26 protein-coding genes are annotated in these 26,408 nt (G+C 37.0%); 19 read left to right on the top strand and 7 right to left on the bottom strand.

Annotated features, from left to right (window positions below; all coding sequences use genetic code 11):
* Positions 1-113 precede the first annotated feature (113 nt).
* Together OQZ33_RS11015 and OQZ33_RS11010 are read left to right on the top strand one after the other, a co-directional pair.
* Positions 114-881 (top strand): TatD family hydrolase, encoded by a 768-nt coding sequence (locus tag OQZ33_RS11015; protein WP_265799078.1) that lies wholly within the window; start codon positions 114-116, stop codon positions 879-881.
* A gap of 490 nt (positions 882-1,371) precedes the next feature.
* Positions 1,372-2,391, top strand: coding sequence for an asparaginase (locus OQZ33_RS11010; RefSeq protein ID WP_265799077.1), 1,020 nt, complete (start codon positions 1,372-1,374; stop codon positions 2,389-2,391).
* Between the two features lie 49 nt (positions 2,392-2,440).
* On the opposite strand, the gene OQZ33_RS11005 is transcribed toward OQZ33_RS11010, so the two are convergent.
* A complete protein-coding gene (locus OQZ33_RS11005; RefSeq protein ID WP_265799076.1) occupies positions 2,441-2,608 on the bottom strand; it encodes a hypothetical protein in 168 nt (55 codons plus the stop codon).
* A 114-nt stretch (positions 2,609-2,722) separates the two neighbouring features.
* On the opposite strand from OQZ33_RS11005, the gene OQZ33_RS11000 reads away from it, so the two are divergent.
* A complete protein-coding gene (locus OQZ33_RS11000; RefSeq protein WP_265799075.1) occupies positions 2,723-4,135 on the top strand; it encodes an MBL fold metallo-hydrolase in 1,413 nt (470 codons plus the stop codon).
* Between the two features lie 271 nt (positions 4,136-4,406).
* Positions 4,407-5,315 (top strand): YpdA family putative bacillithiol disulfide reductase, encoded by a 909-nt coding sequence (locus tag OQZ33_RS10995; RefSeq protein ID WP_416338749.1) that lies wholly within the window; start codon positions 4,407-4,409, stop codon positions 5,313-5,315.
* Here the strand turns inward: OQZ33_RS10995 and OQZ33_RS10990 are convergent.
* Both OQZ33_RS10990 and OQZ33_RS10985 read right to left on the bottom strand, forming a co-directional pair.
* Complete coding sequence (locus tag OQZ33_RS10990) at positions 5,312-6,124, bottom strand: alpha/beta hydrolase (protein ID WP_265799073.1); 813 nt, start codon at positions 6,122-6,124, stop codon at positions 5,312-5,314. The two genes, OQZ33_RS10995 and OQZ33_RS10990, sit on opposite strands and share 4 nt — an antisense overlap.
* 23 nt (positions 6,125-6,147) lie before the next feature.
* On the bottom strand, positions 6,148-7,179 hold the full coding sequence (locus OQZ33_RS10985; protein WP_265799072.1) for an alpha/beta hydrolase: 1,032 nt from the start codon (positions 7,177-7,179) through the stop codon (positions 6,148-6,150).
* A 282-nt stretch (positions 7,180-7,461) separates the two neighbouring features.
* Here OQZ33_RS10985 and OQZ33_RS10980 point away from each other — a divergent pair, with 282 nt between their 5' ends.
* The 3 genes from OQZ33_RS10980 (at position 7,462) to OQZ33_RS10970 (ending at position 11,429) form a co-directional block, all read left to right on the top strand.
* Positions 7,462-8,433 carry a polyprenyl synthetase family protein gene (locus OQZ33_RS10980; RefSeq protein ID WP_265799071.1) on the top strand — a complete coding sequence of 324 codons (972 nt, stop codon included), beginning with the start codon at positions 7,462-7,464 and terminating at the stop codon, positions 8,431-8,433.
* Positions 8,433-9,482 carry a TerC family protein gene (locus OQZ33_RS10975; protein WP_265799070.1) on the top strand — a complete coding sequence of 350 codons (1,050 nt, stop codon included), beginning with the start codon at positions 8,433-8,435 and terminating at the stop codon, positions 9,480-9,482. The genes OQZ33_RS10980 and OQZ33_RS10975 overlap by 1 nt, the downstream gene beginning before the upstream one ends.
* Positions 9,483-9,980: 498 nt before the next feature.
* Complete coding sequence (locus tag OQZ33_RS10970; protein ID WP_265799069.1) at positions 9,981-11,429, top strand: M20/M25/M40 family metallo-hydrolase; 1,449 nt, start codon at positions 9,981-9,983, stop codon at positions 11,427-11,429.
* Positions 11,430-11,569: 140 nt separating this feature from the next.
* On the opposite strand, the gene OQZ33_RS10965 is transcribed toward OQZ33_RS10970, so the two are convergent.
* On the bottom strand, positions 11,570-11,998 hold the full coding sequence (locus tag OQZ33_RS10965; RefSeq protein WP_265799068.1) for a CBS domain-containing protein: 429 nt from the start codon (positions 11,996-11,998) through the stop codon (positions 11,570-11,572).
* A gap of 318 nt (positions 11,999-12,316) precedes the next feature.
* Here OQZ33_RS10965 and ahcY point away from each other — a divergent pair, with 318 nt between their 5' ends.
* The 10 genes from ahcY (at position 12,317) to OQZ33_RS10915 (ending at position 22,872) form a co-directional block, all read left to right on the top strand.
* Positions 12,317-13,633: an adenosylhomocysteinase gene (gene ahcY, locus OQZ33_RS10960; protein WP_265799067.1), complete on the top strand. Its 1,317-nt coding sequence runs from the start codon at positions 12,317-12,319 to the stop codon at positions 13,631-13,633.
* Positions 13,634-13,975: 342 nt separating this feature from the next.
* The gene (locus OQZ33_RS10955) at positions 13,976-14,311 is read left to right on the top strand and encodes a DUF6370 family protein (protein ID WP_265799066.1); all 336 of its coding nucleotides are present in this window, start codon (positions 13,976-13,978) and stop codon (positions 14,309-14,311) included.
* A 135-nt stretch (positions 14,312-14,446) separates the two neighbouring features.
* Positions 14,447-17,260 carry a TonB-dependent receptor gene (locus OQZ33_RS10950; RefSeq protein WP_265799065.1) on the top strand — a complete coding sequence of 938 codons (2,814 nt, stop codon included), beginning with the start codon at positions 14,447-14,449 and terminating at the stop codon, positions 17,258-17,260.
* Positions 17,261-17,354: 94 nt separating this feature from the next.
* Positions 17,355-17,813 carry a hypothetical protein gene (locus OQZ33_RS10945; protein WP_265799064.1) on the top strand — a complete coding sequence of 153 codons (459 nt, stop codon included), beginning with the start codon at positions 17,355-17,357 and terminating at the stop codon, positions 17,811-17,813.
* Between the two features lie 400 nt (positions 17,814-18,213).
* A complete protein-coding gene (locus OQZ33_RS10940) occupies positions 18,214-18,624 on the top strand; it encodes a RidA family protein (protein WP_265799063.1) in 411 nt (136 codons plus the stop codon).
* A 191-nt stretch (positions 18,625-18,815) separates the two neighbouring features.
* Positions 18,816-19,229, top strand: a complete 414-nt coding sequence (rpsL, locus tag OQZ33_RS10935; RefSeq protein ID WP_010599925.1) for a 30S ribosomal protein S12 — start codon at positions 18,816-18,818, stop codon at positions 19,227-19,229.
* Between the two features lie 17 nt (positions 19,230-19,246).
* A complete protein-coding gene (rpsG, locus tag OQZ33_RS10930; RefSeq protein WP_056848515.1) occupies positions 19,247-19,714 on the top strand; it encodes a 30S ribosomal protein S7 in 468 nt (155 codons plus the stop codon).
* A 131-nt stretch (positions 19,715-19,845) separates the two neighbouring features.
* A complete protein-coding gene (gene fusA / locus OQZ33_RS10925; protein ID WP_265799062.1) occupies positions 19,846-21,960 on the top strand; it encodes an elongation factor G in 2,115 nt (704 codons plus the stop codon).
* 131 nt (positions 21,961-22,091) lie between these two features.
* Positions 22,092-22,397, top strand: coding sequence for a 30S ribosomal protein S10 (gene rpsJ, locus OQZ33_RS10920; RefSeq protein WP_008244591.1), 306 nt, complete (start codon positions 22,092-22,094; stop codon positions 22,395-22,397).
* Between the two features lie 229 nt (positions 22,398-22,626).
* Entirely contained in the window at positions 22,627-22,872 is a 246-nt protein-coding gene (locus OQZ33_RS10915; protein ID WP_265799061.1) for a hypothetical protein, read from the top strand.
* Positions 22,873-22,875: 3 nt separating this feature from the next.
* Here OQZ33_RS10915 and OQZ33_RS10910 read toward each other — a convergent pair whose 3' ends face one another.
* Entirely contained in the window at positions 22,876-23,535 is a 660-nt protein-coding gene (locus tag OQZ33_RS10910; protein ID WP_265799060.1) for a response regulator transcription factor, read from the bottom strand.
* Positions 23,536-23,842: 307 nt separating this feature from the next.
* Here OQZ33_RS10910 and OQZ33_RS10905 point away from each other — a divergent pair, with 307 nt between their 5' ends.
* Positions 23,843-24,112, top strand: coding sequence for a hypothetical protein (locus OQZ33_RS10905; RefSeq protein ID WP_265799059.1), 270 nt, complete (start codon positions 23,843-23,845; stop codon positions 24,110-24,112).
* A gap of 263 nt (positions 24,113-24,375) precedes the next feature.
* Here the strand turns inward: OQZ33_RS10905 and OQZ33_RS10900 are convergent, their stop codons facing one another.
* Positions 24,376-24,570, bottom strand: a complete 195-nt coding sequence (locus OQZ33_RS10900; protein WP_265799058.1) for a YtxH domain-containing protein — start codon at positions 24,568-24,570, stop codon at positions 24,376-24,378.
* A 10-nt stretch (positions 24,571-24,580) separates the two neighbouring features.
* Positions 24,581-24,943, bottom strand: coding sequence for a hypothetical protein (locus OQZ33_RS10895; RefSeq protein WP_265799057.1), 363 nt, complete (start codon positions 24,941-24,943; stop codon positions 24,581-24,583).
* A gap of 115 nt (positions 24,944-25,058) precedes the next feature.
* Between OQZ33_RS10895 and OQZ33_RS10890 the strand changes: the two genes are divergently transcribed.
* Positions 25,059-26,402 (top strand): deoxyguanosinetriphosphate triphosphohydrolase, encoded by a 1,344-nt coding sequence (locus OQZ33_RS10890; RefSeq protein ID WP_265799056.1) that lies wholly within the window; start codon positions 25,059-25,061, stop codon positions 26,400-26,402.
* The last annotated feature ends 6 nt before the right edge of the window (positions 26,403-26,408 follow it).

Below are 26,408 nucleotides of genomic sequence, written 5' to 3'. Positions count from 1 at the left end.
TCTTTGCGAGGCACGAAGCAATCTTAAGGCGTAAGGTGCCAATAGGGAATTAGGATTGCTTCGTTCCTCGCAATAACGGCCAGTTCATACATCATCCATTTTACACTAAAGAAATGATTTTTACCGATACCCATACCCATTTATATTACGAGCAAGAGACCGAAAAGCAAAGCCAGCTGATGGAACGTTGCCTTGAAAATGATGTAAATAGACTTTTTCTTCCCAATGTTGATGTCAAATCGATTGCAATGATTGATGATTTAGTAAGCAAATATCCTGAGAATTGTTTTGCAATGGCTGGTCTTCATCCATGTGATGTTAAGGAAGATTATCAGTCAGTTTTGGATGAAATTTTCGAAAGCATTGCTGGTAGAAAAATTTATGCCATCGGTGAAATAGGAATTGATTTATATTGGGATAAAACCACCTTAACTATCCAGCAAGATGCCTTCCGCAAACAAATTGCTTGGGCGAAAAAACTCGGGTTACCAATCGTAATTCACTGTCGTGAGGCTTTCGATGAAGTTTTTGAGGTATTAGAAAGTGAGCGTGACGAAAGGCTGCGTGGAATATTTCATTGCTTTACTGGCAATGTAGCGCAAGCCAAACAAGCCATCGATCTAAATTTCTATTTGGGCATTGGAGGCGTAGTAACCTATAAAAAAGCAGGACTAGATCTTGTTTTAGCAGAAATCCCATTGGAGAATCTAGTTCTCGAAACTGATTCGCCATATTTAGCGCCTGTTCCTTTTCGTGGAAAACCAAATGAAAGTAGCTATCTAATTTATGTCGCTCAAAAATTAGCTGATATTTATGGTGTTTCGGTGGAAGCGATCGCCGATGTAACTACTGAAAATTCAAAAAAGATTTTTGGTGTTTAAATCGCTGTAGTTTCTAGATAAATCACCTTAATCTGCACGAGATCTTTGTATGGAATTAAGTTGATTTGATTTTTTCCGCTGATGCCGCAAATTTCGCAGATTTTTTAGCATGAATAGCTTCGATTGTTGATTTTTTCCTCAGCTTATACTGATTTTTCCTTTCTACGTTTTTAGCATAACCATTAAGATCCTGAAATAAATTCAGGATGACGATCGTTCATCCAGAGTTCTTCGGGTAGATTGCTTATTATAACAATTCATCCTAGCCAGCTGGTCCTGCTGAATTCATTTCAGCATCTATTGGATGAAAGCACTGCAAATTATATTCGTTGTATTAACAGTTATAATTAATATTTCAATTTTGTTTAGTTTAATAATCAATCTGATAATTAATATGCGAAGTTTGTCTAAATAATTATCAATATTAAAAATAACTATATTCATCTCTAAATTTTTAGTTTCTTTGCGTTGAGCAACCAAAACCAACCAAATGACAAAGATTCTAATAATTTATACCGGTGGTACCATCGGTATGGTAAACGATCCCGTAAACGGAATGTTAATTCCTTTCAATTTCGAACAGATTAAAGAAAATGTTCCGGAATTAAGTCGTTTAGATTATCATTTAGATGTTCACTCGTTCACTCCGGTATTAGATTCTTCTAACATGGATCCAGAGATTTGGAAAACTTTGGCAGAGTTGATTAACACCAAATATGATCTTTATGACGGATTTGTTATTTTGCATGGATCAGATACGATGGCGTTTACTGCTTCGGCACTCAGTTTTATGCTCGAAAATTTAGGTAAAGCTGTTGTTTTAACAGGTTCTCAGCTACCCATCGGCGAAATCAGGACAGATGCAAAGGAAAATCTCATCACTGCGTTGGAAATAGCGGCAACAAAAGAGGATGGAAAATCACTGTTTCCAGAGGTTTGCATTTATTTCGACGCCCAATTATTTAGAGGTAATCGTTCTATAAAATACAATAGCGAAAAGTTTGAGGCTTTTCGTTCACCAAATTATCCTGTTTTGGCCGAAGCTGGAGTGCATTTGCAATTTAACACCAATTATGTAATGAAAGCGCCAGACGGGAAACTTAAACTCAATACCAATTTTAATTCTAACATTGGTGTGTTGAAGTTATATCCAGGCATCACGCCTCAGGCTGTGTCAGCGATCACGGATTCTAAGGTCGACGCCATCATTTTAGAAGCTTTTGGATCTGGCAATACCACTACTGCCCAATGGTTTTTAGATAGTCTTCGCAAAGCTATTTTAAATGGCAAAATCATCATCGATATTTCTCAATGTAAAAAAGGATCGGTGCACTTAGGTAGGTACGAAACCAGTCGCGAGTTATTAAAAATGGGCATCATTAGTGGTTACGACCTTACTTTTGAAGCTGCGGTAACTAAACTAATGTATGTTTTAGGCCTCGGCTTACCTTTAGAAGAAAGCCGGAAGTTAATGGATGAATCATTACGTGGTGAATTAACAAAAGATTAATTATTGGTTTGAAAGGCAATTGCGGGTGCATTTTTTAATGCAACTCCCGCTATCCGTTTAATCTTTTTGTCAATGTGTCCGCAACTCCCATCGGTTGATCTACAAAAAGTATTTCACTACTATCGGGCTTAGGTGGCCAATTACTGCAAAAAACATCAAATAAGCGTTCATCAAAAAAATCGGTAAGTAAAACTTCTGCAATTATGAGCACCATCATTTCGGTTGTTCGTATTTAGCACTATTTTTGTTAATAAATTCGTCATGCTGAACTTGATTCAGCATCTATTCAATAAGAACCTGAAATAAATTCAGGGTGAGGAACAGATAAATCATGAAAATAGAACAAATATATACTGGGTGTTTGGCGGAGGCCGCTTATTACATTGAAAGCAATGGCGAAGCTGCGATTATAGATCCACTGAGAGAAGTTGGAACTTATTTGAAGAAAGCGGAGAAAGCTGGCGCAACAATTAAGTATATTTTTGAAACCCATTTTCATGCAGATTTTGTTTCTGGCCACGTGGATCTAGCCGATAAATCTGGCGCTAAAATTATCTATGGACCAACAGCCAAAACAGAGTTCGAATCGCACATTGCTAAAGATGGAGAGAAGTTCCAAATAGGCGATTTAACGATTACGGCTTTGCATACACCTGGTCATACCTTAGAATCGACCACTTATTTGTTGACTGATGAAAATGGAAAAGACCATTGCATTTTTAGTGGCGATACGCTGTTTATAGGAGATGTTGGTCGCCCGGATTTGGCGCAGAAAGGTAATTTAACCATGGAGGATTTAGCAGGAATGCTTTACGATTCATTAAACGAAAAAATCAAGCCCTTGGCCGATGATGTGATTGTGTATCCTGCCCATGGTGCGGGTTCTGCTTGCGGAAAAAGCATGAGCAAGGAAACTTTTGATACCTTAGGCCATCAAAAAGAAGTAAATTACGCCCTTAAGGCACAAACCAAAGAACAATTTATATCAGAAGTTACGGATGGTATTATGCCTCCTCCACAGTATTTTGCTAAAAATGCTGCGATAAATAAAGGCGGTGTAGAAAGTATCGACGGCATTTATGAAAAAGGTTTAAATGCTTTAACACCGCAAGCTTTTGAAGATACCGCTAACCAAACTGGAGCAATTATGCTCGATACCCGTGATCCACAGGTTTTTGCAAAAGGATTTATTCCTAATTCCATTAATTTTGGCTTAAACGGACAGTTTGCACCCTGGGTTGGCGCATTAATTACCGATTTAGATCAACCTATTTTATTGATTACAGATGAAGGAAAAGAGGAGGAAACCATCACCCGCTTAACTCGTGTGGGCTATGACAGTACAATTGGATATCTGGATGGTGGTTTTGAACGGTGGACTGATGCCGGAAAAGAAATTGATACTATCGAAACCATTTCAGCAGAAATTTTTGAAAAAGCCGTAACAGAACAAGAAATAATAGCTCTTGATGTTCGTAAGCCGGGTGAATATGAATCGGAACATTTGGAATTTACTTTAAGTCGCCCTCTGGATTTTATTAACGATTGGATGGGAGAGATTGATCCAAATAAAACTTATTATATTCATTGTGCCGGCGGTTACCGATCGATGATCGCGGCCTCTATTCTAAAATCTCGTGGCGTAGAGCATGTAATTGATATCGCTGGTGGTTACGGGGCTATTAAGAATACAGGTTTAAAAAGAACCGATTTCGCTTGCCCGAGTAAGGCGATGAAAGTTTAATATGGGGAAATGGGAAATAGAGAATAGATATACGCATATGGGAAATGCATATATTTCATTTAATGTGTTTGATTATAACATTTGTTTATACCTATTTACAAATTCCTATTGAGAAGTAAATTGACATAATTACTTATCTATTTCCTATTTCCATAGAAATAAGCAACTTCATCTATTTCCCATTTCCAAATCTCTATTATCTTTTAAATCATAAAAATTGACAAAATCACATCAATACGATATCATCATCATTGGCGCTGGGCCGATTGGAATGGCTTGTGCAATTGAAGCGCAGAAGGCTAATTTGAGCTACCTGATTATTGAAAAGGGTGCTTTGGTAAATAGCCTTTTTAACTATCCGGTTTTCATGACATTCTTTTCCACGTCTCAAAAGCTGGAGATTGGTGATACGCCCTTTGTTACCATCAACCCGAAACCAAATCGCAACGAAGCCGTTGAATATTATCGTAGAGTTGCTGAAAAGTTCGATTTAAAGATCAACCTTTTTGAAACAGTTAAACAGGTTTTGAAACAAGGTGAGGACTTTGAAGTCAGTACGACAAAGGCAAGTTATACTGCGAAAAATGTAGTGGTAGCCACAGGATTTTATGACGTTCCGTTATTAATGAATATCCCTGGCGAAGATTTGCCCAAAGTAACTCATTATTACAAAGATCCGCATTTGTATGCCTTTCAAAATGTGGTAGTAGTTGGAGCAAATAATTCTGGCGTTGATGCTGCCTTAGAAACTTACCGTAAAGGGGCAAATGTTACAATGGTGGTTCGCAGCGGCGAAATGGGTCCTCATGTAAAATATTGGGTTCGTCCGGATATTGAAAACAGAATTAAAGAAGGAGCAATCACTGCTCATTTCCATTCAGAATTACTCGAAATTAGAGAAGGCGAAGTTGATATTAAAACGCCTGATGGTGTTAAAACAATTGCCAATGATTTTGTAATCGCGATGACAGGTTACCAGCCAAATTTTTCGATGTTGAAAAGGTTTGGAATTGATTTGCCGGAAAGTCTCTGTCCGATTTATAATCAAGACACCATGGAAACCAATGTCAAAGGTCTCTATTTGGCCGGTGTGGTTTGTGGAGGATTGGATACACACAAACTCTTTATCGAAAATTCAAGAGTACATGCCGAGATGATTATCCGCAATATCATCAATTAATTTGCCTTAGCATCAAATAAGAATTCCAGACCTTGATAGGCGCCGTTGTGCAAAATAGTGAGGTGGTTCTCTTTTGGTAAAGGAGTGAACTTCAATGATATTTTTTTATTCAACCGAATCAAGTCAGCGAGGTTTTTAGCATCAGCTTCCATCTTTTGGCCTTCTTTGCCAACAGCTATATAAACTTTTCTGCTGTCAGTTTTATTTATTTCTGTTAATGGGTTGCGGAGCAACGATTCATTATTCCACCAAAGACTCGGACTTACAATCAGGTAATTGGAGAAAAGCTGCGGTTTCTTTAATAAAATTTCTGTAGCCAGTAATCCGCCTAGCGATTGCCCTATAATGGTTTTCGATCTACTTGTACTGTATTTAGAATGGATGAAGGGTTGCAATTCTTCCTCAATAAAAGAAATGAAATTTGTCGAAAAACCTGTGGTTGGAAAATCCAGCAGATCTTTTTTAATGGTTGTTGGAAAGGTGAAGTCACGCTTCCTATCTACATTAGCAATGCCTACAACAATGGTTGGAGGAATTTTCTCAATCATGGTTAAGAACTGAACGAGGCCGGCGATGTGTATAAAATCTTCATTTGCAGATCCATCTAAAAGATAAATTACAGGGCATGTTTTCAAAGTATCGGCCGAATATCCAGCCGGCAGATAAATATTTAATGTTCTGGTTTCATTTAAAATAGCTGAATGAATTTCTTCGATTTTACCGATTTCGAAAGATTGATTGGGCTTTGTGTTTTGTGCAGAAACAAAATTCGCAGTAAAAAGAAAAAGGATTGAAAAAAGAACTCTCATTATTTTATGGCTTTAGGCGTCAATTATACAGGATTAATTTCTTCCTCAGCGATAGGTAAAGGATGTTTCAGCTGCAGTTTTAAAATATTTTCTACAAAGTTATGGATAGCAGTTTCTACACTTGGTAAATCTTTTGAGGTAAGATATGAACCCAAAACATGATTACCGGCTCCTGGAATGGCTATTTTCTGCTTCAAATGATCTGGGGTGCCTAACTCAGTAAACATCTTTAACATCGCATCTACGCGTACAACCGGATCTTGCTCTGTTAAGCTTTTGTAGTAATATAACATCAGTACAGGTTGTTTTACTTTTTGGAAGGTGTTTCTGGTCATCGTTCCTTCAATAAATTCCTGTAGTTCTACCAAAGATTCTATCCGGTAATTGGTGTACCAGTATTTTCGATATTCGTCAGTTCTACCCTCCACTTTTCTTTCGTCGCCTCCAACCACTTTTCTGGCAATTTGTAAACCCCATGGATTATTTAACAACCAGGCATTTTTATCGTTTATGGCCACATTCGGAGAAAGTAAGATTAAACTATTAATCTCTGGGTAGGTTGCCGCTAATTTTAACGCAACTGTACCACCCGTAGAAGTGCCAATAAGAATTACCTTTTTACCCAGTTTCTTGCCGATGGCATAGGCTAATTTACTACTTTCCCACAATCGGTTAGCAGTAAAATTTTGCATAGGTGCAATGGTATCAATACCGTGATCGGCTAATCGTGATAGGTATAAGTTGGCGCCAATCGCCTTTGCTAAATTCAAGTGAACCGGGTTTCCTTCAGTTTTTGATGCAGAAAATCCATGTAAATAAACTACTGCATATTCGGTTTGCTGGTGTGCGCCATTAGCCCAAATAATTTCTGCTTCATTGCCCGGCTTAATTTTATTAAGTTGCTCAATATTTTGAACATAGCCCTCCAGCTCATTCAATTCCGGAACTTGTATTAACGCTGCGTTATACAATGGTTTTTTTGGTTTTGGGCCAAGCAAATAGCTAATAACCAACAGTGCTGAAACCCCGAATAGAACTTTGTAACGCCTTTTCATTATAACAAATTACTGGATTAAATGTAGCGGTTTAGCCGAAATAACAAAGAATATATTAAATAATGGTTTGGCTTTCGAGGGGATTTATTGCACAGACTGATGTTGTTAAACCTGATCGGAGCGAACACGAATCCCAATTCTTCATTGGGAGAAGTAAAGCGGAGCGCAGGACGGAAGCAGTTTATGGCACTTCCGATGCTTTTCAAATCCTTAATATTAACGTTATTGATTCACTTTTTATGGGAAATTAGCTTAAGTTTGCAATCAAAATTTTTCGACTTAATGCCGGGAATCGATCAGATAAAAAAACCTATAGCAGCCGATATTAAAGCGTTTGAAAAAACCTTTAAAGATTCTATGCACAGCGATGCTCCATTGCTGGATAGGATTACCCATTATATTGTAAAGCAAAAGGGCAAACAAATGCGACCGATGTTCGTGTTTTTTGCAGCGAAACTGGGCGGCGGAATCACAGAATCTACCCACCGTGGTGCTGCTCTGGTTGAACTTTTACACACGGCAACACTGGTGCATGATGATGTGGTTGACAATGCTTACGAGCGCCGTGGTTTTTTCTCTATTAATGCGTTATGGAAGAATAAAATTGCGGTTTTGGTAGGTGATTATTTGCTGGCCAAAGGTTTGCTACTTTCTGTAAACAATAACGAACACAGATTGTTACAAATTGTATCAGAGGCAGTAAAGCAAATGAGCGAGGGTGAGTTGTTGCAGGTAGAAAAAGTGCGTAAAATGGATATTTCGGAAGAGTTGTATTTCGATGTAATCAGGCAGAAAACGGCATCTTTAATTGCATCCTGTTGTGCTGCCGGGGCAGCTTCTGCTGGTGCAAGTGATGAGATAATTGAAAAGATGCGCCTATTTGGCGAAAAAGTTGGAATTGCTTTTCAAATTAAAGATGACACTTTTGATTTTGGTACGGATGACGTAGGCAAGCCATTAGGAATTGATATTAAAGAGAAAAAAGTGACTTTGCCATTAATATACGCGTTAAATAAGGCTGACAAAGCAGATAGAAAACGGATAATCAATCTGGTGAAAAACCATCAGGATGACCCGTTAAAGATTCAACAGATTATCGATTTTGTTAATGCACAACAAGGTGTTTATTATGCCAACCAAAAAATGCTGGAATACCAGAATGCTGCATTTGATATTTTGCATCAATTTGATGCAGGAGAAGCCAGAACTGGCTTAGAACAATTAGTACTTTACACTACCGAACGTAAAAAATAATGAGCAGCGAATTACTCTTCAGTTTAGGTTTCCTTTTATTTATTGTGCTGGTACTGGCCTTAGATTTGGGTCTTTTTAGTAAAAAGGAACATGTAATCAGTCTGAAACAGGCAGGTATCATGAGTGTTATCATGGTTGGTTTAGCCATCGGTTTCTACTTTCTTCTACTTACCGAAGGTCATCAGCTGCATGGAATAAGGGATTTTGCCCATTTACAAGAAATTGTAACCAAGCATCAACACCATATTACCTTAAATGCTAATGATTTCCAGGCCAGTCTCTCTACGTACAGGCAAAATTTAGGATTGGAATTTTTAACTGGTTATGTAATTGAGTATGCCTTATCTGTTGATAATATCTTTGTTATTGTATTGATATTTTCTGCATTTGCGGTGGAAGAGAAGTATTATCATCGCGTTTTATTTTGGGGTATCCTGGGCGCTATCATCATGCGTTTTATCTTTATTTTTGTTGGTGCAGCGCTTATTGCAAAGTTTGCATGGATCTTGTATCTGTTTGGTGCGTTTCTAGTTTTTACCGGTATAAAAATGTTCTTCAGCAAAGGAGAAGAAAAGATAGATCCAGAAAATCATCCGGTGGTGAAATGGGCATCGAAAATATTCTCTATCCATCCAAAATACGAGGGCAAGAACTTTTTCGTCACCATTAACCATAAAAGATTCGTTACGCCATTATTTTTGGTCTTACTCATAGTAGAATTTACCGATTTATTATTTGCTGTCGATTCTATTCCAGCAATTTTCGCGGTGACTAAAGACCCTTATATTGTGTTTTTCTCTAATATTTTTGCCATTATGGGTTTGCGGTCAATGTTTTTCTTACTGGTTAACATTATCCATAAATTCCATTATTTAAAAGCAGGTTTGGCTGTTTTATTGGCATTTATTGGGGTAAAAATGTTGGGTCACGTTTATTTAGAGAAATTGGGTTTCACCACGCAACATTCATTAATTGTGATTTTGAGTATTCTGGTGATCAGTATTGTGGCATCATTGGTTTTCCCGAAGAAGAATGCAACCCATCAATAGTTTTCCCAGCGCTAAATCTTATATCTCCTTACATTTCTTTTATGGTACAGCTTATTCAAATCAAGAATGCGAGAGCTATTTAAAGCTCATTGCTCTGAAGCTAAATTTTCTTGTACGATTATAGAGGTTTAGGAAAGCAAAGGCGGTATTTCATTTGAAACTTAGTCCTGCTTTTATTTATAGCCCCGAGAAAATCGGGGGCTGCCATTTCAATCAGTTTATATAATTCAGTTCTCCTTAAGGTTACGTTAAGTATCCTTGAAAATCGAAAGGATAATTGTGTAACCGTTTTTAATCTGCGAAAATCCTATTAAATCTGCGGGAAATATTATTCGCTAAAACCAGTAATATCTATTTGCACTAAGGTCTCCCGCAGATCACGCTGATTTTCGCAGAATTTCAAGAGAATACATTAATCCAAAAGCAAAATAAACGTTACAGCTTAATAGCTAACCGTAAAATTTGTACTTTCAACCCATCAATCAGCAAATCATATTCATGAAATACCTTTTATCAGCTGCACTTCTTTGTAGTGCTTTGTTAGCAAATGCTCAAGATCAATTCGGCGGCGTTTTCGCTAAAATCAATACCGAAGTTCAACAAAATTCCAAAGCATATCAAACACTTAAGTACGAAACTGAAAATATCGGGCACCGTTTAACGGGCTCAGCTAATGGAGCAAAGGCAGAGCAATATGCATACGGCTTATTAAAATCTTACGGTTGCGAAGTAAAGTTCCAACCTTTTGAAGTGGAGAGTTGGGCAAGGAAAACAATTGATGTAGAAATTGGTGCGGACAAGAATAGTTTAGCGAAAGTTAAGGCCGTTACTTTAGCACATTCTCCTGTTAGTGCAAATACAACTGCAGAAATTGTTGATGCCGGAAATGGGTTGGAGATGGATTATCAAAACAATCCTTCAAAATTTAAAGGAAAAATCGCCTTGATTTATCTTGGTGTTTTGCCAGGTTCTCCAGCCGGAACAAAATCATTGCATCGTTCAGAAAAAACTGCCATTGCTACTAAATATGGTGCCATTGGGGTAATCATTATTAATACCGTAAAAGATGGTGTTTTGTTAACGGGCACAGCATCTGTTACGGGTAAACTTATTCCAATTCCTGCGGTTTGTATTGGTTTGGAAGATGGGATGGCGCTAAAAGAAAAACTAAAAAGCCAAACGCAAATGGCGCATATTGGCATGACGAATTTTTCAGGTTTAATTAAGGCAAGAAATGTGATCGCTACTTTCAAAGGAACCGAAATGCCGAAAGATAAAATCGTTATTGGTGGGCATTTAGATAGCTGGGATTTAGCTACTGGAGCCATTGATAACGGGATCGGCTCGTTTGCCATCATGGATATGGCCCGTACCTTTAAAAAGTTAAACTTAAAAACGAAACGAACAGTAGAATTTGTGCTGTTTATGGGCGAGGAGCAAGGGTTACTTGGTTCCAAAGCCTATATCGATCAGGCGAAAAAAGATAAAAACTTAAATCAGGTTAAGTTCATGCTGAATTACGACATGACCAATGATCCCAAAGGATTTTCGACCTCTCGTGCTGAGATGAAAGATTTATTTACGACTTGGGGTACTAATATTGTAAAAATTGACTCCGGCTTCAAAAATCTGTTCAACGCGGGCGCCGGCTTGCATAGCGATCACCAACCATTTATGTTAGAAGGAATTCCGACAGGCGGTGGCTTTGGCGGAAAGTTGCCAAATAACTCCGGACCTTTTTATCATTCTGATGGGGACTCTTTTGAACTAGTTGATGAGCAAGAACTAAAAAACACCGTTCGTTATAGCGCTATGCTAACTTATGCTTTAGCTAATACGCCCAAAATTCCAGTGGGCGTACAAAACGAAGAAGAATTAAAAACGTTTCTAGAATCGCAAAACTTAAAGGAGCCACTTACCATTGCTGGCGAATGGCGGTGGAAATAGTCTGGCATGAAAGTTTAAGATTAAACCTATCATTCTGAGCGAAGCAAAGCAAAAATGCTATATTTTGCTGGTTGGAATGATAGGGTTTAAGTTTATGCTCCAAACTTTAAACTTTTCAACTTCAACGTTTCATTTTCTATTTACCCACTAATATAACTTTCCAACTGCGATATCGTTTGCTTTTGGTCGGCAATTATGAATTTTACCACATCGCCGATTGACATCATTCCTTTTACTTCGCTGTTTACAACAATAGGTAAGTGGCGAATGTGCTCTTCGGTCATGAGTTGCATACAATGGTCAATGGAATCACTGGTATTAATGGTGATGGGATCAGCAGTCATTACTTCTTTGATCAGGGTGTCCTTTGAAGATTTACCCTGAAGGATGATCTTTCGGGCATAGTCGCGTTCTGTAAAAATACCTGTAAGTTTTTCGTTTTCCATCACCAGCATGGCACTTATGTTTTTCTCTGTCATTATTTTGAGCGCATCTAATACTGAAATATTCTCAGGTACTGATATCACTCTTGCTTGTTTGGTATCGAGAAGGTGTTTTACTGTTTTCATAAATTGATTTATTTGGTTGAATCAATTTAAGAAATAATAAACTGAAAATCAAAGTTTTGTTTTACATTGTGCAGTTTTACAAAAGTGATACAGGTGTTGGTAATTTAAACCCGGCAGAAACGGCAGCCTCCTATTTTTTTATCGGAGCTACAGTGTATGGCGGGATTGAAGTAGCCGAAAATACGCTGAGTTTACTTTCCAAAATCTTTCTAGAAACGCTCCTTTATTTTACATTCTATAAACCACCTTGCTCTTTTAATTATTTGGCTTTCACAAAGCTATGCCGTAACTTTGTTCCACATTTAAAACAAATAAAATATGTCATCAGTAGAGACAACTTATATCCCTTACAAAGTTAAGGACATTTCACTGGCAGAATGGGGCCGTAAAGAAATCGAATTAGCCGAAGCAGAAATGCCAGGTTTAATGAGTTTACGTAAAGAATTCGGCCCAATGCAACCGTTAAAAGGTGCTCGTATTGCAGGCTGTCTGCATATGACGATTCAAACGGCTGTTCTAATTGAAACGTTAGTGGCTTTAGGTGCTGAAGTTACCTGGTCATCTTGCAATATTTTCTCAACACAAGATCATGCTGCTGCTGCAATTGCCGCTGCTGGTATTCAGGTTTATGCCTGGAAAGGTTTAAACGAAGAAGAATTCGACTGGTGTATTGAGCAAACTTTACACTTTGGTCCGGAGCAACAACCACTAAACATGATTTTAGATGATGGTGGCGATTTAACCAATATGGTTTTTGATAAATACCAAGAATTAATTGCTGGCATTAAAGGTTTATCAGAAGAAACCACCACTGGTGTTCACCGTTTATACGAAAGAATGAAAAACGGAACATTGCACTTACCTGCAATTAACGTCAACGATTCTGTTACTAAATCAAAATTCGATAACAAATACGGATGTCGCGAATCATTAGTTGATGCAATTCGTCGTGCAACTGACGTAATGATGGCTGGTAAAGTAGCTGTTGTTTGCGGTTATGGCGATGTGGGTAAAGGTTCTGCAGAATCTTTAAGTTCACAGGGTGTACGTGTAATTGTAACTGAAATTGACCCGATTTGTGCTCTGCAAGCTGCAATGGAAGGTTACGAAGTTAAAAAATTCGCTACTGCCGTTAAAGAAGCAGATATTATTGTAACCACTACTGGTAACCGTGATATTGTTCGTGGCGAGCATTTCTTAACCATGAAAGATAAAGCCATCGTCTGTAATATCGGTCACTTCGATAACGAAATTGATGTTGCCTGGTTAAACGAAAAATATGGTTCAAGTAAAGTTGAAATCAAACCTCAGGTAGATAAATATACTATCGAAGGTAAAGATATCATCTTATTGGCCGAAGGTCGTTTGGTGAACTTAGGTTGCGCAACTGGTCACCCAAGTTTCGTAATGAGTAACTCATTTACCAACCAAACTTTAGCACAATTAGAGCTTTGGACTAACACAGATAAATACGAAAACAAAGTTTACGTTTTACCTAAGTATTTAGATGAGAAAGTTGCTCGTTTACACTTAGAAAAAATCGGTGTAGAATTAGATGTTTTAGATCAACACCAGGCTGATTATATTGGCGTTCCGGTTGAAGGCCCATTCAAATCAGACGAATATCGTTATTAATCACTCCTCGTCATTGCGAGGAACGAGGCAGTCTCATTAATGAGCTGCTAAGAGGGATGTGCAATTTGCATATCCCTTTTTTGTTTTTTAGGATGTCATCCTGAGCTTTGCGAAAGAATTAAACTTCTGTGTTTTCTGTTTTTCCGTGTCAAAAAATATTTCGAAAACGCTACTGCGGTACTTCTTGGGAAATATTAGTTCTTTTATTCCCACCTCCGGCAGGCTGACGCTTTACTCCTCCCGATGAAATATAGGGATCCGTGTTCGCTGCTACCAGGTTTATTTTACATAGATTTGTGATTCTTTTGCTAACAAAAGCTAGATTTGGAAAAAATAGACATAATGAAAAATGTAGCTATCCTTTTTCTTTTTACACTATTCAGTTTCGGTTTAAAAGCCCAAACTAGCTCTAAAAAACAGGCATCAAATCAATTGATCACTAACCAAGTCGTAGAAATTGCTTGTGGCGAGTGCCAGTTTAAAATGAAAGGTAAAGATTGTGAACTAGCCATTAGAATAAATGGCAAGTCTTATTTTGTTGATGGAAAAGGCATCGATGATTTTGGCGATGCGCATGGCGAACACGGTTTCTGTAACGCTGTAAGCAAAGCACAAGTTTCTGGTAAAATTATAAAGAATAGGTTCAAAGCTACCAATATCAAATTGCTCAGTAAATAGGTTGATGTTAGGCTAACCTTTTAACTGTTTTTTATTAAAAATAAATCGTCGACTGTCACACTTTAATTTTTCTTGCGTCTTATATCTGAACATTGAGCTTAACTTCTCAATACCAAACAAAAAACAAATTCAGATATGAAACCTTATTTATTGATTTTTCTATTCCTTTTATCTACGAAAGTCTTCGCACAGGAGAATGCTTTCATCACCGGAAAAATCGTTGATAGTAAAACAAGCTTACCAATTGAATATGTAGGTGTTATTTTGTCAAGCAAAATTGATTCAAATAAAAAAGTTGGTGTGGTTAGCAATAAAGCAGGGGAATTCTTTTTTAAAGATATTGCTAAGGGGGATTATACCTTGAAAATATCCGCAATGGGCTATAATCCAATTTTAAAAACCATCACTTTTTCAGGAAAGAATATTGATTTAGGGGTATTGAAAATAAAAGAGGATGCGATAGCTTTAAAAGATGTTTCGGTGGCAGGCAAATATGCTACGGCAACAGTAAAAATAGATACCGTTGAGTTTAATGCCGATGCTTACAAAACGCAACCCAACGCTGCAGTTGAAGATTTGTTAAAGAAACTCCCTGGCGTAACCATTGATAAAGATGGTAGCATTTTAGTGCAAGGGCAAAAAGTAACTCGATTGACCGTTGATGGAAAAGATTTTTTTGGTACCGACCCAAAAACGGCCACCAAAAATTTACCTGCTGATGTGATCGCAAAAGTTCAGTTAATAGATGCCAAAACCTTGGAGGCAAAAGCCACGGGAATTGATGATGGACAACGAGAAAAGGTGCTCAACCTAACCATTAAAGAGGATAAAAAGAATGGTTGGTTTGGTAATGCCAATTTATCTGGGGGCACTACCGATCGCTATAGCGGTTATTTAAGCGCCAACCACTTCACCAAAAAAATGCAGTTTGCCATTTTAGGGATGAGCAATAATGTCAGTAATGCCAGTTTTCAATACGAAGATTTAAATAGTTTTACCAGTGGAAACATTGGTAACCTTTTTGCCCCTCCCGGAGGTGGCGGATTTTCCATCAATGTAAATAACGGACGAACAACCATTGGCGGTTCAGGCGTTTTTGATAATAGTGCCATTGGCGAAGTAACTACGCACAGTGGCGGACTAAATTTTAGCAATAGCTGGGGTGCAAAGGATAAATTGACTTTAAGCAGTAGCTACTTCACATATTTCAGCAAAGGTTTAGGTAATCGGTTTTCGATTGTTCAGGATATTAATCAAGATGATGTACTTAGAACTGACGAAGTTTCAAACCGCAATTCTGATAACCAAGCGCATCGATTCAATTTCAAAGTGGAATACCATCCCGATTCGCTTACCGATCTAACTTTTCGCTCAAATGCAATTCTTAATTACACCACCAATATCAATAATAGGAATTTCAATTCTGCATTTGATCTTACCGGAAAAATTAATGAAGGTAGTCAGCTTCTGGATCAAAGAAATTCTACCCCTGCTTTTTTTGGAGAGCTTTCTGCCACAAGGCGATTAAAGAAAGGATCGATTATTATTGGTTTGAATGGTTCGCAAAATACTTTCAACTCCAATTGGTTAAATAAATCGCTAATAAACAATTATAGATCTGGGGTTGTTGATGTAACAGATTTAAACCAGCAGGCAGAGCAGGAAAATAAATCTCAAAACTATAGTGTTGCTGTGAATTACATTCGCCCGATTGTAGACAAGAAATTGAATAGCAATATAGCTTATATCCGTAACGAGGGTAAAGTAGATGCGCAGCAGTTAACCTTAAGTTACAATCCATTAAATAACACTTATGATGCTGTTGTCCATGACTTTTCGAATACACTCGAGAACAAAACATGGACACAAACCGCCAGGCTAGGGCTCATTTATAACCGTACAGAATGGACGTATAATTTTGGTTTAGGATTTCAGGAAACAGGGTTGGATGCTTCAACTTTTAGCAGTGCTGGTATCAACACCAATAACATTGATAAGAAGTATTATAATATTCTGCCAAGGTTAAATATCAATTTCAGGAATAAGAATAAGCACACGTTGCAGTTGAATTATAACGCCAACGTGAATCTTCCTTCTGTAAATGATTTGCAGCCTGTTCAAAATAACAGCAATCCTCTTTATCAAAGGATAGGTAATCCAGAGTTGGAGGCTAGGAAAAGTCATCGCATGTCAGTTAATTTTAATACGTTCAGTGCCGACAATAATAAATACTGGAACGGTTACTTCTTAGTGAATTATGCCCTGGATGATGTTGGGAACAGCATCAATTATGTAGATGGTGTACAATATGTTCAGCCCGTTAATGTAGATGGTAACTATTACATCAATACCGGCACTTATTTTGGGCAGCCAACCAAGTTAAAGGGATTAAGAATGGGGTATGGAGTCAATCTGTCACTTTCGCACAACACTTCATTTATTAACCAGGAGAAAAATATCACCAATCGATATAATTTTGGACCGAATGCAAACTTTAATTATGATATTGATGACAAATTAAACGCCGGAATTTATATCGGAGTACAATATAGCAAGGTAAATAATTCGCAGCCAAGTGCGCTGGATAATAAATATTTTAATTTCTCAAATAGTGCTAGCCTAAGCTATGAGTTTATTAAAAATACGAGGATCAATACAGAATTAAACCACAATGGGGCTGCCGGTAGAGCCGATGGTTTTAACAACAATGTATTTCTGCTCAATGCTGGTTTAGATCAATATTTTATGCAGCGTAGAATAACACTAAGCTTAAAAGGATTTGATATTTTAAATCAAAATACCAATATCGACAGAACTGTAAATGGCAGTAGGATAGAAGACATTCGTTTTAACTCAATCACCAGATATTTTTATGTTTCGTTGAATTATAAGATTACAAAGGTTGGCGTTAAGAGTGAGAAAAGTAATCCAAGAAGTACGGTGAATTAGGAAATAATGAAAGATTTAAACCGCAAGACTACCTAAGTTTTTGCGATTTTTTATTAAGGATAAATCTTATCTTTAAATATAATCCAATTTGCGTATGAAAGCGAATCTAATTTTTATGGTGGGTGTTTTAAGTGTTTTACTTTTCGCAACCTGTAAGAAGGGCAAAATCAAAAATTTAAATAGTATTAGTTATGGTACTTCTTTTGGAATGTGCGGTGGATATTGTGTTCAAAGTATTTCAATTAGTGATGCTAAACTTACTTTTACAAAAAGCAAACATGGACAAACACCTGATACAAAAACTTGTTCCAAAAACATTTCTGATGAAGAAGTGAATTCAATTAAAGATTTATTAAATGGGAGCCAGATTGCTAATTTGCCTGAAGTGATTGGTTGCCCAGATTGTGCCGATGGCGGAGCGGAATGGATTTCGGTAACAGCAGATGGGAAAACTCATAAAATCACTTATGATTATGGCAAACCACCAAAAGAATTGGAGGCTGCAGCCGCTAAATTGAAAGTTCTAAAAGATGGTTTTAAGGATTGTAATTAAATGAAACTCAATATGAGAGGGAAATAAGCTATGTTAAAAATAGTTAAAATACAGGAAGAGTATGAGTTAGCTTCAGAAAGGCCTATTCGTTAGTAGGAAATGATATTGTGCTAGACTCTAAGCAATCTGATGAACTTGAATTGCTCACACTATCAATTGAGCATCGTGAAGAATCTCAAAATAAAATTTTACTACCGTCTCCACTAGAAATCATAAAATTAGAGCACAAACTGTAGGATAGAAGACATTCGTTTTTCGATCCGAGAAGTACGGTGAATTAATTTTCATCCCTCGTGCTAAGTTAACTGTCTTACATTCGTTGTTACATCAAATCAGCTATTACGTTTCGCTGACGATTAGGGAATCCAGTCTGTTTATCTTCCACCTTTAATTATAGCAGATGAAAAACGAGAATTTCGAAATAAAAAGTCCTGAAGGATTATATGATCCAAAACCTCATGGGTACTCTCATATGGCAACCGTTAACTCCAATAGTAAAATGGTATTTATAGCAGGGCAAGGTGGTAGCAATATGGATGGTGTTTTAAGTGATGATTTTAAGGTACAGGTAGATATTGTGTTTGAAAATATCGAGATCGCACTTAAAAGTGAAGGATTGCTGTGGAGTGATGTTGTAAAGTTGACCACACTTGTGGTTGACTATGATTCAAGTAAGCATGAAGTATTGATTGCTGTGTCTCAAAAAATTTGGCCTGATTTGAAGTTTCCGGTGAATACTCTAATACCAGTTTCGAGACTAGCATTAGATGGGATGCAGATAGAAATTGATGTTACCGCTGTGGGCAGGTAAATTTGGTTTCCGCTTAAATTCGCAACCCCTTAATCTTCAACTCCAAACTAAAAACTCAACCCGCTAAATTTTTTGCGCTAACCCCTTGATTTATAAAAAGAATTGTTCTACTTTTGCAGTCCGTTTTATGGGCTATCTGCGAGGATGCCGGGGGAGCGGTAAATAATTAAATAAAAAATTAAAAAAGCACAATGCCAACTATTCAACAATTAGTTAGAAAAGGTAGAGTAGCACTGGAGTTCAAGAGTAAGTCTCCAGCGTTGGACAGCTGTCCACAGCGAAGAGGTGTATGTACACGTGTGTACACCACTACCCCTAAAAAACCAAACTCAGCAATGCGTAAAGTAGCCCGTGTTCGTTTAACGAACGGTAAAGAGGTGAATGCATACATTCCTGGGGAAGGTCACAACTTACAAGAACACTCAATCGTTTTGATTCGTGGTGGTCGTGTGAAAGATTTACCAGGTGTACGTTACCACATCATCCGTGGTGCATTAGATACATCAGGCGTTGCTGGTCGTAACCAACGTCGTTCGAAATATGGTACTAAACGTCCTAAACCAGGTCAAGCTGCTGCAGCTCCTGCTAAAGGAAAGAAAAAATAATCGGGAGGAAATAAGAAATGAGAAAGTCAAAACCAAAAAAGAGAATTATTCTTCCTGATCCAAAATTTAACGATGTTCAAGTAACTCGTTTTGTAAACAATATGATGTACGATGGAAAAAAATCTATCGCCTACTCTATTTTTTACGATGCTGTTGAAATTGCTGAGAAAAAAGCAGGCGAAAACGGTTTAGAGATCTTCAAACGTGCTTTAACTAACATTATGCCAGCTGTAGAGGTTAAATCTCGTCGTGTTGGTGGTGCTAACTTCCAGGTTCCAACTGAGGTTAGACCAGAACGTAAAACGGCTTTAGGTATGAAATGGTTAATTTCATACGCTCGTAAACGTGGCGAAAAAACCATGAAAGAGAAATTAGCTGGTGAAATGGTAGCTGCTGCTAAAGGTGAAGGTGCTGCTGTTAAGAAGAAAGAAGATACGCACAAAATGGCTGAGGCTAACAAAGCGTTCTCTCACTTCAGATTCTAGTAATTAGGATTAACAGATTAGTAAGATTACACAGATTTAATTAGAAGATTATACTGATTAGATAAATTACACCGATTTGTTTTTACATAATCGGTGTAATCATTTAAAATCAGATAAATCAAAAACATAAGATGGCAAGAGATTTAAAATTTACAAGAAATATTGGAATTGCAGCTCACATTGATGCAGGTAAAACTACAACAACAGAGCGTATCCTTTATTATGCTGGTGTGAGTCATAAAATTGGTGAGGTGCACGAAGGTGCTGCAACAATGGACTGGATGGCACAAGAGCAAGAGCGTGGTATTACCATTACTTCTGCTGCAACTACTGTTGATTGGAATTACAGAGGTCAAAAATATCATGTAAACGTTATTGATACACCAGGTCACGTGGATTTTACCGTAGAGGTAAACCGTTCGTTACGTGTATTAGATGGTTTGGTATTCTTGTTTTCTGCAGTTGATGGTGTTGAGCCTCAATCAGAAACCAACTGGCGTTTAGCCAACAACTATGCGGTTCCTCGTATTGGTTTCGTTAACAAAATGGACCGTTCTGGAGCTGACTTCTTAAAAGTTGTTAAGCAGGTTAAAGATATGTTAGGTAGTAATGCAGTTCCATTGCAATTACCTATCGGTTCTGAAGATGCATTTAAAGGTGTGGTTGATTTAATTAACAACCGTGGTATTGTTTGGAATGAGCATGATAAAGGTATGACCTTTACTGAAGTACCAATTCCTGATGATATGTTAGATGAGGTTGCTGAATGGAGAGAAAAATTACTAGAATCAGTAGCTGATTATGATGAGACTTTGATGGAGAAATTCTTCGAAGATCCTAACTCGATTACTGAGCGTGAAATTTTAGATGCTTTACGTGCGGCTGTTTTAGATGCTAAAATTGTTCCTATGGTTTGTGGTTCATCTTTTAAAAACAAAGGTGTACAAACTATGCTTGATTATGTGATGGAATTATTGCCTTCACCTATGGATAGCGAAGGTGTAATTGGTACTAACCCAGATACTAACGAAGAAGTTTTATTAAAACCAAGCATTACTGAGCCATTTGCAGCTTTAGCATTTAAAATTGCAACTGACCCATTTGTAGGCCGTTTATGTTTTATCCGTGTTTACTCGGGTAACTTAGAAGCTGGTTCTTACATATACAATGCTCGTTCTGAAAGTAAAGAGCGTATTTCTCGTATCTTCCAAATGCATGCTAACAAGCAAAACCCAGTGCCAAACGTGGCTGCTGGTGATATTGCTGCTGTAGTTGGATTTAAAGATATCAAAACTGGTGATACACTATGTGATGAGAAACACCCAATCGTTTTAGAATCTATGGATTTCCCTGAGCCAGTTATCGGCTTAGCTATTGAGCCTAAAACTCAAGCTGACGTTGATAAATTGGGTATGGGCTTAGCTAAATTGGCTGAAGAAGATCCTACTTTTAGAGTTCAAACTGATCAAGAAACTGGTCAAACGGTTATCTCTGGTATGGGTGAGTTACACTTAGATATTTTAATTGACCGTTTAAAACGCGAATTTAAAGTTGAAGTTAACCAAGGTGCACCACAGGTAGCTTACAAAGAAGCTATTTTCGGTACTACTCAACACCGTGAAACTTATAAGAAACAATCTGGTGGTCGCGGTAAATTTGCCGATATCCAAGTTGTTATCTCGCCAATCGATGCTGATTTTGAAAAAGGTGGTTTACAATTCGTAAACGAAATTACAGGTGGTTCAATTCCACGTGAGTTTATTCCTTCAGTAGAAAAAGGTTTCGCCGCAGCGATGGTTAACGGTGTGTTAGCAGGTTATCCACTTCCTGATATGAAAGTACGTTTGATTGATGGTTCATTCCACGCAGTCGATTCAGATGCTTTATCATTTGAGCTTGCAGCTAAAATGGCATATCGTGAAGCTTTACCTAAATGTAAACCAACTTTGATGGAGCCAATCATGAAAATCGAAATCTTAACCCCTGAAGAAAACATGGGTGATGTAATCGGTGATATGAACCGTCGTCGTGGTCAGTTATTAGGTATGGATACACGTAACGGTGCCCAAGTAATTAAAGCAACTGTGCCTCTTTCTGAAATGTTTGGTTATGTAACGCAGTTACGTACTATCACTTCAGGTCGTGCAACTTCTACAATGGAATTTGATCATTATGAAGCAGCGCCTAAAAACGTACAAGATGAAGTAATTGCTAAATCAAAAGGAAGAGTAAAATCTGAAGACTAATATTAGATGTGAGCATTGAGATATGAGTATTGAGATTTGTCTCACGTCTTATATCTCATTTCTCAAATCTCAAAAATAAATCCGATTTCTGTTGTTAATAGCTCTAACAGGAAATCATAATTAAAAATAAGATGAGCCAAAGAATCAGAATTAAATTAAAATCTTACGATTACAACTTGGTAGATAAATCTGCTGAGAAAATCGTAAAAACTGTTAAACCTACGGGTGCAGTTGTAAGTGGTCCAATTCCACTTCCTACAGAGAAAAAAATCTTTACTGTTTTACGTTCTCCACACGTTAACAAAAAAGCTAGGGAGCAATTTCAATTATGCGCTTACAAACGCTTATTAGATATTTATAGCTCTAACTCTAAAACAGTTGATGCTTTAATGAAACTTGAATTACCTAGCGGTGTTGAAGTTGAAATCAAAGTTTAATTGATTTTAAAAAGATTAAAAATCCTGATGAAAGTCAGGATTTTTTTTTGCCCTATTTTTTGTGAGGCGTATGGAATAGCAGTTTCTGACCTGGATGTTTTTGGTTGCCATTATGGGATGTTCAATAAGCATTTAAGAGAAGCTTACCGTAATAAATCACGGATTCTCTGGCGGCAAATATGTTTAAACTAGCCGTTAAACAAATTAGGTTTTTATTCGTTTAAATGATATGAATAAACCCACTGAAAAGGAAGAAAATCTTCCTATCGAAGGTCAGGATTTTGCCAATCCTGAAGAAGAATTAAAGGAAAAACCATCTTCGCATGGGGAAGTTGGAAATCAGAAAGGAAGCGATTTTTCAGAATTGGAAGAGAGCAGAATGGACAATCCACCTAAACATAGAGATGAGAATGGATCAAGTATAAAGGATACAGATGTTCCTGCTAAATCAGACCAAAGTAAAGGAGTGGATTGAAAGCTAATCAATAATTGCATTTCTAATTGCAAATCCGATTAACTCAGCAGTATTTTTTTTGCCTGTTTTATGTAGCAAATTTTGTCGATTGCCTTCTATTGTTCTTTTACTGGTAAATAGTTTATCGGCAATTTCAGTATTGGTAAAGCCTTCGGCAATGAGATTTAGTATTGTCAATTCTCGTTTCGAAAACTGAACACTCCGTTTCATGCTCCCTGCTTCCACCGAATATTTTTTCTGAATTGGATCCAGAAATTTCATCCCAATTGAAGTGCTAAGGTATTTGTAACCTGCGTTAAGTTGTTCAACTGCGAATACGATTTCTGATGTGGTTACATTTTTTAATAAATAACCATCGGCACCAGCATCAAAGCATTTAGTAATTAATTGTTCTTGGTCAACAGATGTTAATATTAAACCTTTAATTTGTGGATAGTTACTTTTGATAAATTTGGTCAATTCAATTCCATCCAGGTCTGGAATTTCAATATCTGTTATAAGTATATCTGGAAGATTACCTTTCTCCAAAAAATCGATTACCTCGAAGCCCTTTGAAGCTTCAAGAATGACTTCGATATTATCTTGAGTTTCAACTAACGATTTGATACCGTTTCTACTAATGGGGTGGTTATCGGCTATTATTACCTTTATTGGGAATTTCAAATTTGAGGTTGTTGGGTAGTCAATTAAATATCGATATATTCAAGTGTCAATGATCTCTGTTTAAATACGTAAAAGCGCTGTATTTATACGCCTTTTTTGTGGAGGCGCTGACGATTGTTAACTACCTTTATCACAACAGAGCGGTGATGCAAATTTTTTCTTGAAATAGTGTAGTCAATTAAACCTGAAAAATTTTCCGCTAAACTTTAGCTAGTGAGATTAGGTAATCTAACGTATTTGCAAATTGTTTAAACCTTATTAACCATCTAGGTGTTATTCATATTAACGGATTAAATATTTAGGTGTGATGAATAAGGAGCTTGATAATAACAGAAATGATCAAAATGAAAATACTGATCGTAATATAGAATGGGATAATGGAGAGGCAACTTATGGCCATACCATTAGCGACTCTGAGTTTAAGCGTAAAAACACGCCTAGTAAAGATCATATTTCTAATACAGAAAATGAATCCAATACAATAGACAATCTAAAGAACGAGAATCTAAGTCAAGCTGAAGATATTGGAAGTAGAAATAGTATTGATGAGAAAGGTTTGGGTGGGAAAGATTTATAAAGAAGGATTCGTTAAAATCCCTCTTTATAGTTAATGATTTTTCCGGTAGAGGAATAGTTCTGATAGTACTCAACAGCTAGATATTTTTTAGAGTAGCTATTTTTATAGCCCAATAAATTTGTTTTAGCCTTAGGATGATTAAGATGTGGCTGCGAGTGCTAATATGTTTGCAAATTTGCTAATTAAACCAACTTATAGCAAATTTTCAGTCCTAAAAGTAATTGATATAAATCAAATTTTGTAGTATAAAGTAGTTATTGGTGTCAGTAAAGTTTTGTAGTTTGATTATAGTCCATCTCCAATCTGTTTTTGTATTCCTTGGCTTGACAAAAAGCATCATTCAAACCATCTTTTAAATCATCCAATAGTGATTTTCCGTCAATTTCTCTTTTTTTGCTGGCATATTTAAAACCGTAAACGGCCACCGCCCCAATTACAACATATTTTAGTAATCCCATAATAAGCCTCTTAAATTCCAGTATTTAAAACATCGTCTTCATCTCTTTGGTTAATTTCTTTTTTGCTTGGTGAATCAAAATCATCCGAAGAACTTCCAGTTTTACTTGCAGCACTTTTAACTGTCGGGTGCTCATCTTTACTGTTATAAGCGTCGTCACTTAAAGAATCCTTTCCCTGTGTTCCGCTGTTATCATAGCCATCCTTAGCAGCCGTATTGCCGCCTATTGCATCGCTTTCTTGTCCATAACTGGTTACTTCGTTGCCCTCATTTCCTTTTTCGTATTCCTTTTGAAGGTTTGATTTTGTGCTATCATCACCATTGCCAACATAACCTTCAATATGCTCTTCCTTATTATAAATACTCGTTTTCATAATTGCAATTTTTATTAAGAACAGCTTTAAGCAAAAATGGTTTTAAAGTCAAGTTTCTCAAAATTATTATTGATGGGATTTTCTGCTTTTGAGTAACTTGCGCCAAATTTTAAAAATGGAGTGGAAAAATTTACTTTCAAATAAACGATTTGGCCAGGAAAGCTGGACGGGTGATAGAGATAAAGCAAGATCGGATTTTCAAAGAGATTACGATAGATTAATATTTTCATCGCCTTTTAGGCGTTTGCAAAATAAAACTCAGGTGTTTCCATTACCAGGGAGTGTTTTTGTTCATAACCGTTTAACGCATAGTTTGGAAGTAGCAAGCGTTGCTCGTTCCATGGCGAATATTTTTCTGAATACTTTGGAGGAAAAAAATCCTCAGTTAATTAAAGATGTTCCACTTATAAATGAGGTCGGAAATATTGTTGCAGCTGCATCCCTCGCTCACGATTTAGGAAATCCTGCCTTCGGGCATTCTGGAGAAGCTGCGATTTCACGTTATTTTACTGATGGAGATGGCAAGGTTTATCAAAATGAAATGAATGAATCGCAATGGCATGATTTGATTAATTTTGAAGGTAATGCGAATGCGATCCGCATTCTTACCCATCCACTTAAGGGCAAAGGTAACGATGCCTATGCACTCACTTATTCTACACTGGCCTCAATTGCAAAATATCCTTGTGCTTCTATTGCAGGCAAACAAAAAGGTTTGTTGCATCGGAAAAAGTATGGTTTTTTCCAGTCGGAAGAAGAAACGTTTAAAAAAATTGCCAACGAACTTCATCTTGAAAAAGAAGAAGGCGAATATTTAATTTACAAGCGCCATCCTTTGGTTTATCTGGTAGAAGCTGCTGACGATATTTGTTATAGCATTATTGATTTGGAAGACGCACATCGTTTAAAAATTCTTTCATATGAGGAGGTGAAAAATTATTTGCTTCCTTTCGCTAATTCAAAAACTATCGAAGATAGACTTAAAAATGATTATGAGGATGATGATGCCAAAATTGGTCTTCTCAGGGCGAAGGCGATAAATACATTAACCAACATTTGCGCAGACATTTTTTATCGCGAACAAGAAAGTTTGCTTCAGGGAACTTTGAATAATAGCCTGACAGATCTGATACCAGAACCATATCGCTCTGCTTGGAAAGAAATTGAGAAAGTTTCTATTGAACGCATTTACAATTTCTCTTCAGTGATTCAAAAAGAAGTTGCAGGTTACAAAATTATGGCGGGTTTACTGGAGGAGTTTGTGCCAGCTTTGATAAATAATAACACGCACTATTATAAAAAATTGGTAAAACTGATACCAAAGCAATACCATACTGATTTGCCTGATATTTACTCCCGCACCCAAAGTGTTTTAGACTTTGTTTCGGGGATGACTGATCTTTATGCTGTAGATTTATATAGAAATATTAAGGGAATATCATTTCCATCTGAAACCTAATTTGGT

The organism is Pedobacter sp. MC2016-05 (assembly GCF_026239735.1).
In the GTDB taxonomy this organism is placed as follows: domain Bacteria; phylum Bacteroidota; class Bacteroidia; order Sphingobacteriales; family Sphingobacteriaceae; genus Pedobacter.
This window is presented reverse-complemented; position numbering and strand designations above follow the sequence as displayed.

Bases quoted from the DNA above. Each gene is read 5' to 3' on its own strand.
- OQZ33_RS10975 (WP_265799070.1), top strand. From the start codon at position 8,433: ATGAGCAGCGAATTACTCTTCAGTTTAGGTTTCCTTTTATTTATTGTG.
- ahcY (WP_265799067.1), top strand. From the start codon at position 12,317: ATGTCATCAGTAGAGACAACTTATATCCCTTACAAAGTTAAGGACATT.
- OQZ33_RS10950 (WP_265799065.1), top strand. From the start codon at position 14,447: ATGAAACCTTATTTATTGATTTTTCTATTCCTTTTATCTACGAAAGTC.
- OQZ33_RS10970 (WP_265799069.1), top strand. From the start codon at position 9,981: ATGAAATACCTTTTATCAGCTGCACTTCTTTGTAGTGCTTTGTTAGCA.
- OQZ33_RS10945 (WP_265799064.1), top strand. From the start codon at position 17,355: ATGAAAGCGAATCTAATTTTTATGGTGGGTGTTTTAAGTGTTTTACTT.
- rpsG (WP_056848515.1), top strand. From the start codon at position 19,247: ATGAGAAAGTCAAAACCAAAAAAGAGAATTATTCTTCCTGATCCAAAA.
- OQZ33_RS10985 (WP_265799072.1), bottom strand. From the start codon at position 7,179: ATGAAAAGGCGTTACAAAGTTCTATTCGGGGTTTCAGCACTGTTGGTT.
- rpsL (WP_010599925.1), top strand. From the start codon at position 18,816: ATGCCAACTATTCAACAATTAGTTAGAAAAGGTAGAGTAGCACTGGAG.
- OQZ33_RS10980 (WP_265799071.1), top strand. From the start codon at position 7,462: ATGCCGGGAATCGATCAGATAAAAAAACCTATAGCAGCCGATATTAAA.
- OQZ33_RS11005 (WP_265799076.1), bottom strand. From the start codon at position 2,608: ATGATGGTGCTCATAATTGCAGAAGTTTTACTTACCGATTTTTTTGAT.
- OQZ33_RS11010 (WP_265799077.1), top strand. From the start codon at position 1,372: ATGACAAAGATTCTAATAATTTATACCGGTGGTACCATCGGTATGGTA.
- OQZ33_RS10940 (WP_265799063.1), top strand. From the start codon at position 18,214: ATGAAAAACGAGAATTTCGAAATAAAAAGTCCTGAAGGATTATATGAT.
- OQZ33_RS11015 (WP_265799078.1), top strand. From the start codon at position 114: ATGATTTTTACCGATACCCATACCCATTTATATTACGAGCAAGAGACC.
- OQZ33_RS10995 (WP_416338749.1), top strand. From the start codon at position 4,407: ATGGCTTGTGCAATTGAAGCGCAGAAGGCTAATTTGAGCTACCTGATT.
- OQZ33_RS10890 (WP_265799056.1), top strand. From the start codon at position 25,059: ATGGAGTGGAAAAATTTACTTTCAAATAAACGATTTGGCCAGGAAAGC.
- OQZ33_RS10965 (WP_265799068.1), bottom strand. From the start codon at position 11,998: ATGAAAACAGTAAAACACCTTCTCGATACCAAACAAGCAAGAGTGATA.
- OQZ33_RS10895 (WP_265799057.1), bottom strand. From the start codon at position 24,943: ATGAAAACGAGTATTTATAATAAGGAAGAGCATATTGAAGGTTATGTT.
- OQZ33_RS11000 (WP_265799075.1), top strand. From the start codon at position 2,723: ATGAAAATAGAACAAATATATACTGGGTGTTTGGCGGAGGCCGCTTAT.
- fusA (WP_265799062.1), top strand. From the start codon at position 19,846: ATGGCAAGAGATTTAAAATTTACAAGAAATATTGGAATTGCAGCTCAC.
- OQZ33_RS10905 (WP_265799059.1), top strand. From the start codon at position 23,843: ATGAATAAGGAGCTTGATAATAACAGAAATGATCAAAATGAAAATACT.
- OQZ33_RS10915 (WP_265799061.1), top strand. From the start codon at position 22,627: ATGAATAAACCCACTGAAAAGGAAGAAAATCTTCCTATCGAAGGTCAG.
- OQZ33_RS10900 (WP_265799058.1), bottom strand. From the start codon at position 24,570: ATGGGATTACTAAAATATGTTGTAATTGGGGCGGTGGCCGTTTACGGT.
- OQZ33_RS10955 (WP_265799066.1), top strand. From the start codon at position 13,976: ATGAAAAATGTAGCTATCCTTTTTCTTTTTACACTATTCAGTTTCGGT.
- rpsJ (WP_008244591.1), top strand. From the start codon at position 22,092: ATGAGCCAAAGAATCAGAATTAAATTAAAATCTTACGATTACAACTTG.
- OQZ33_RS10990 (WP_265799073.1), bottom strand. From the start codon at position 6,124: ATGAGAGTTCTTTTTTCAATCCTTTTTCTTTTTACTGCGAATTTTGTT.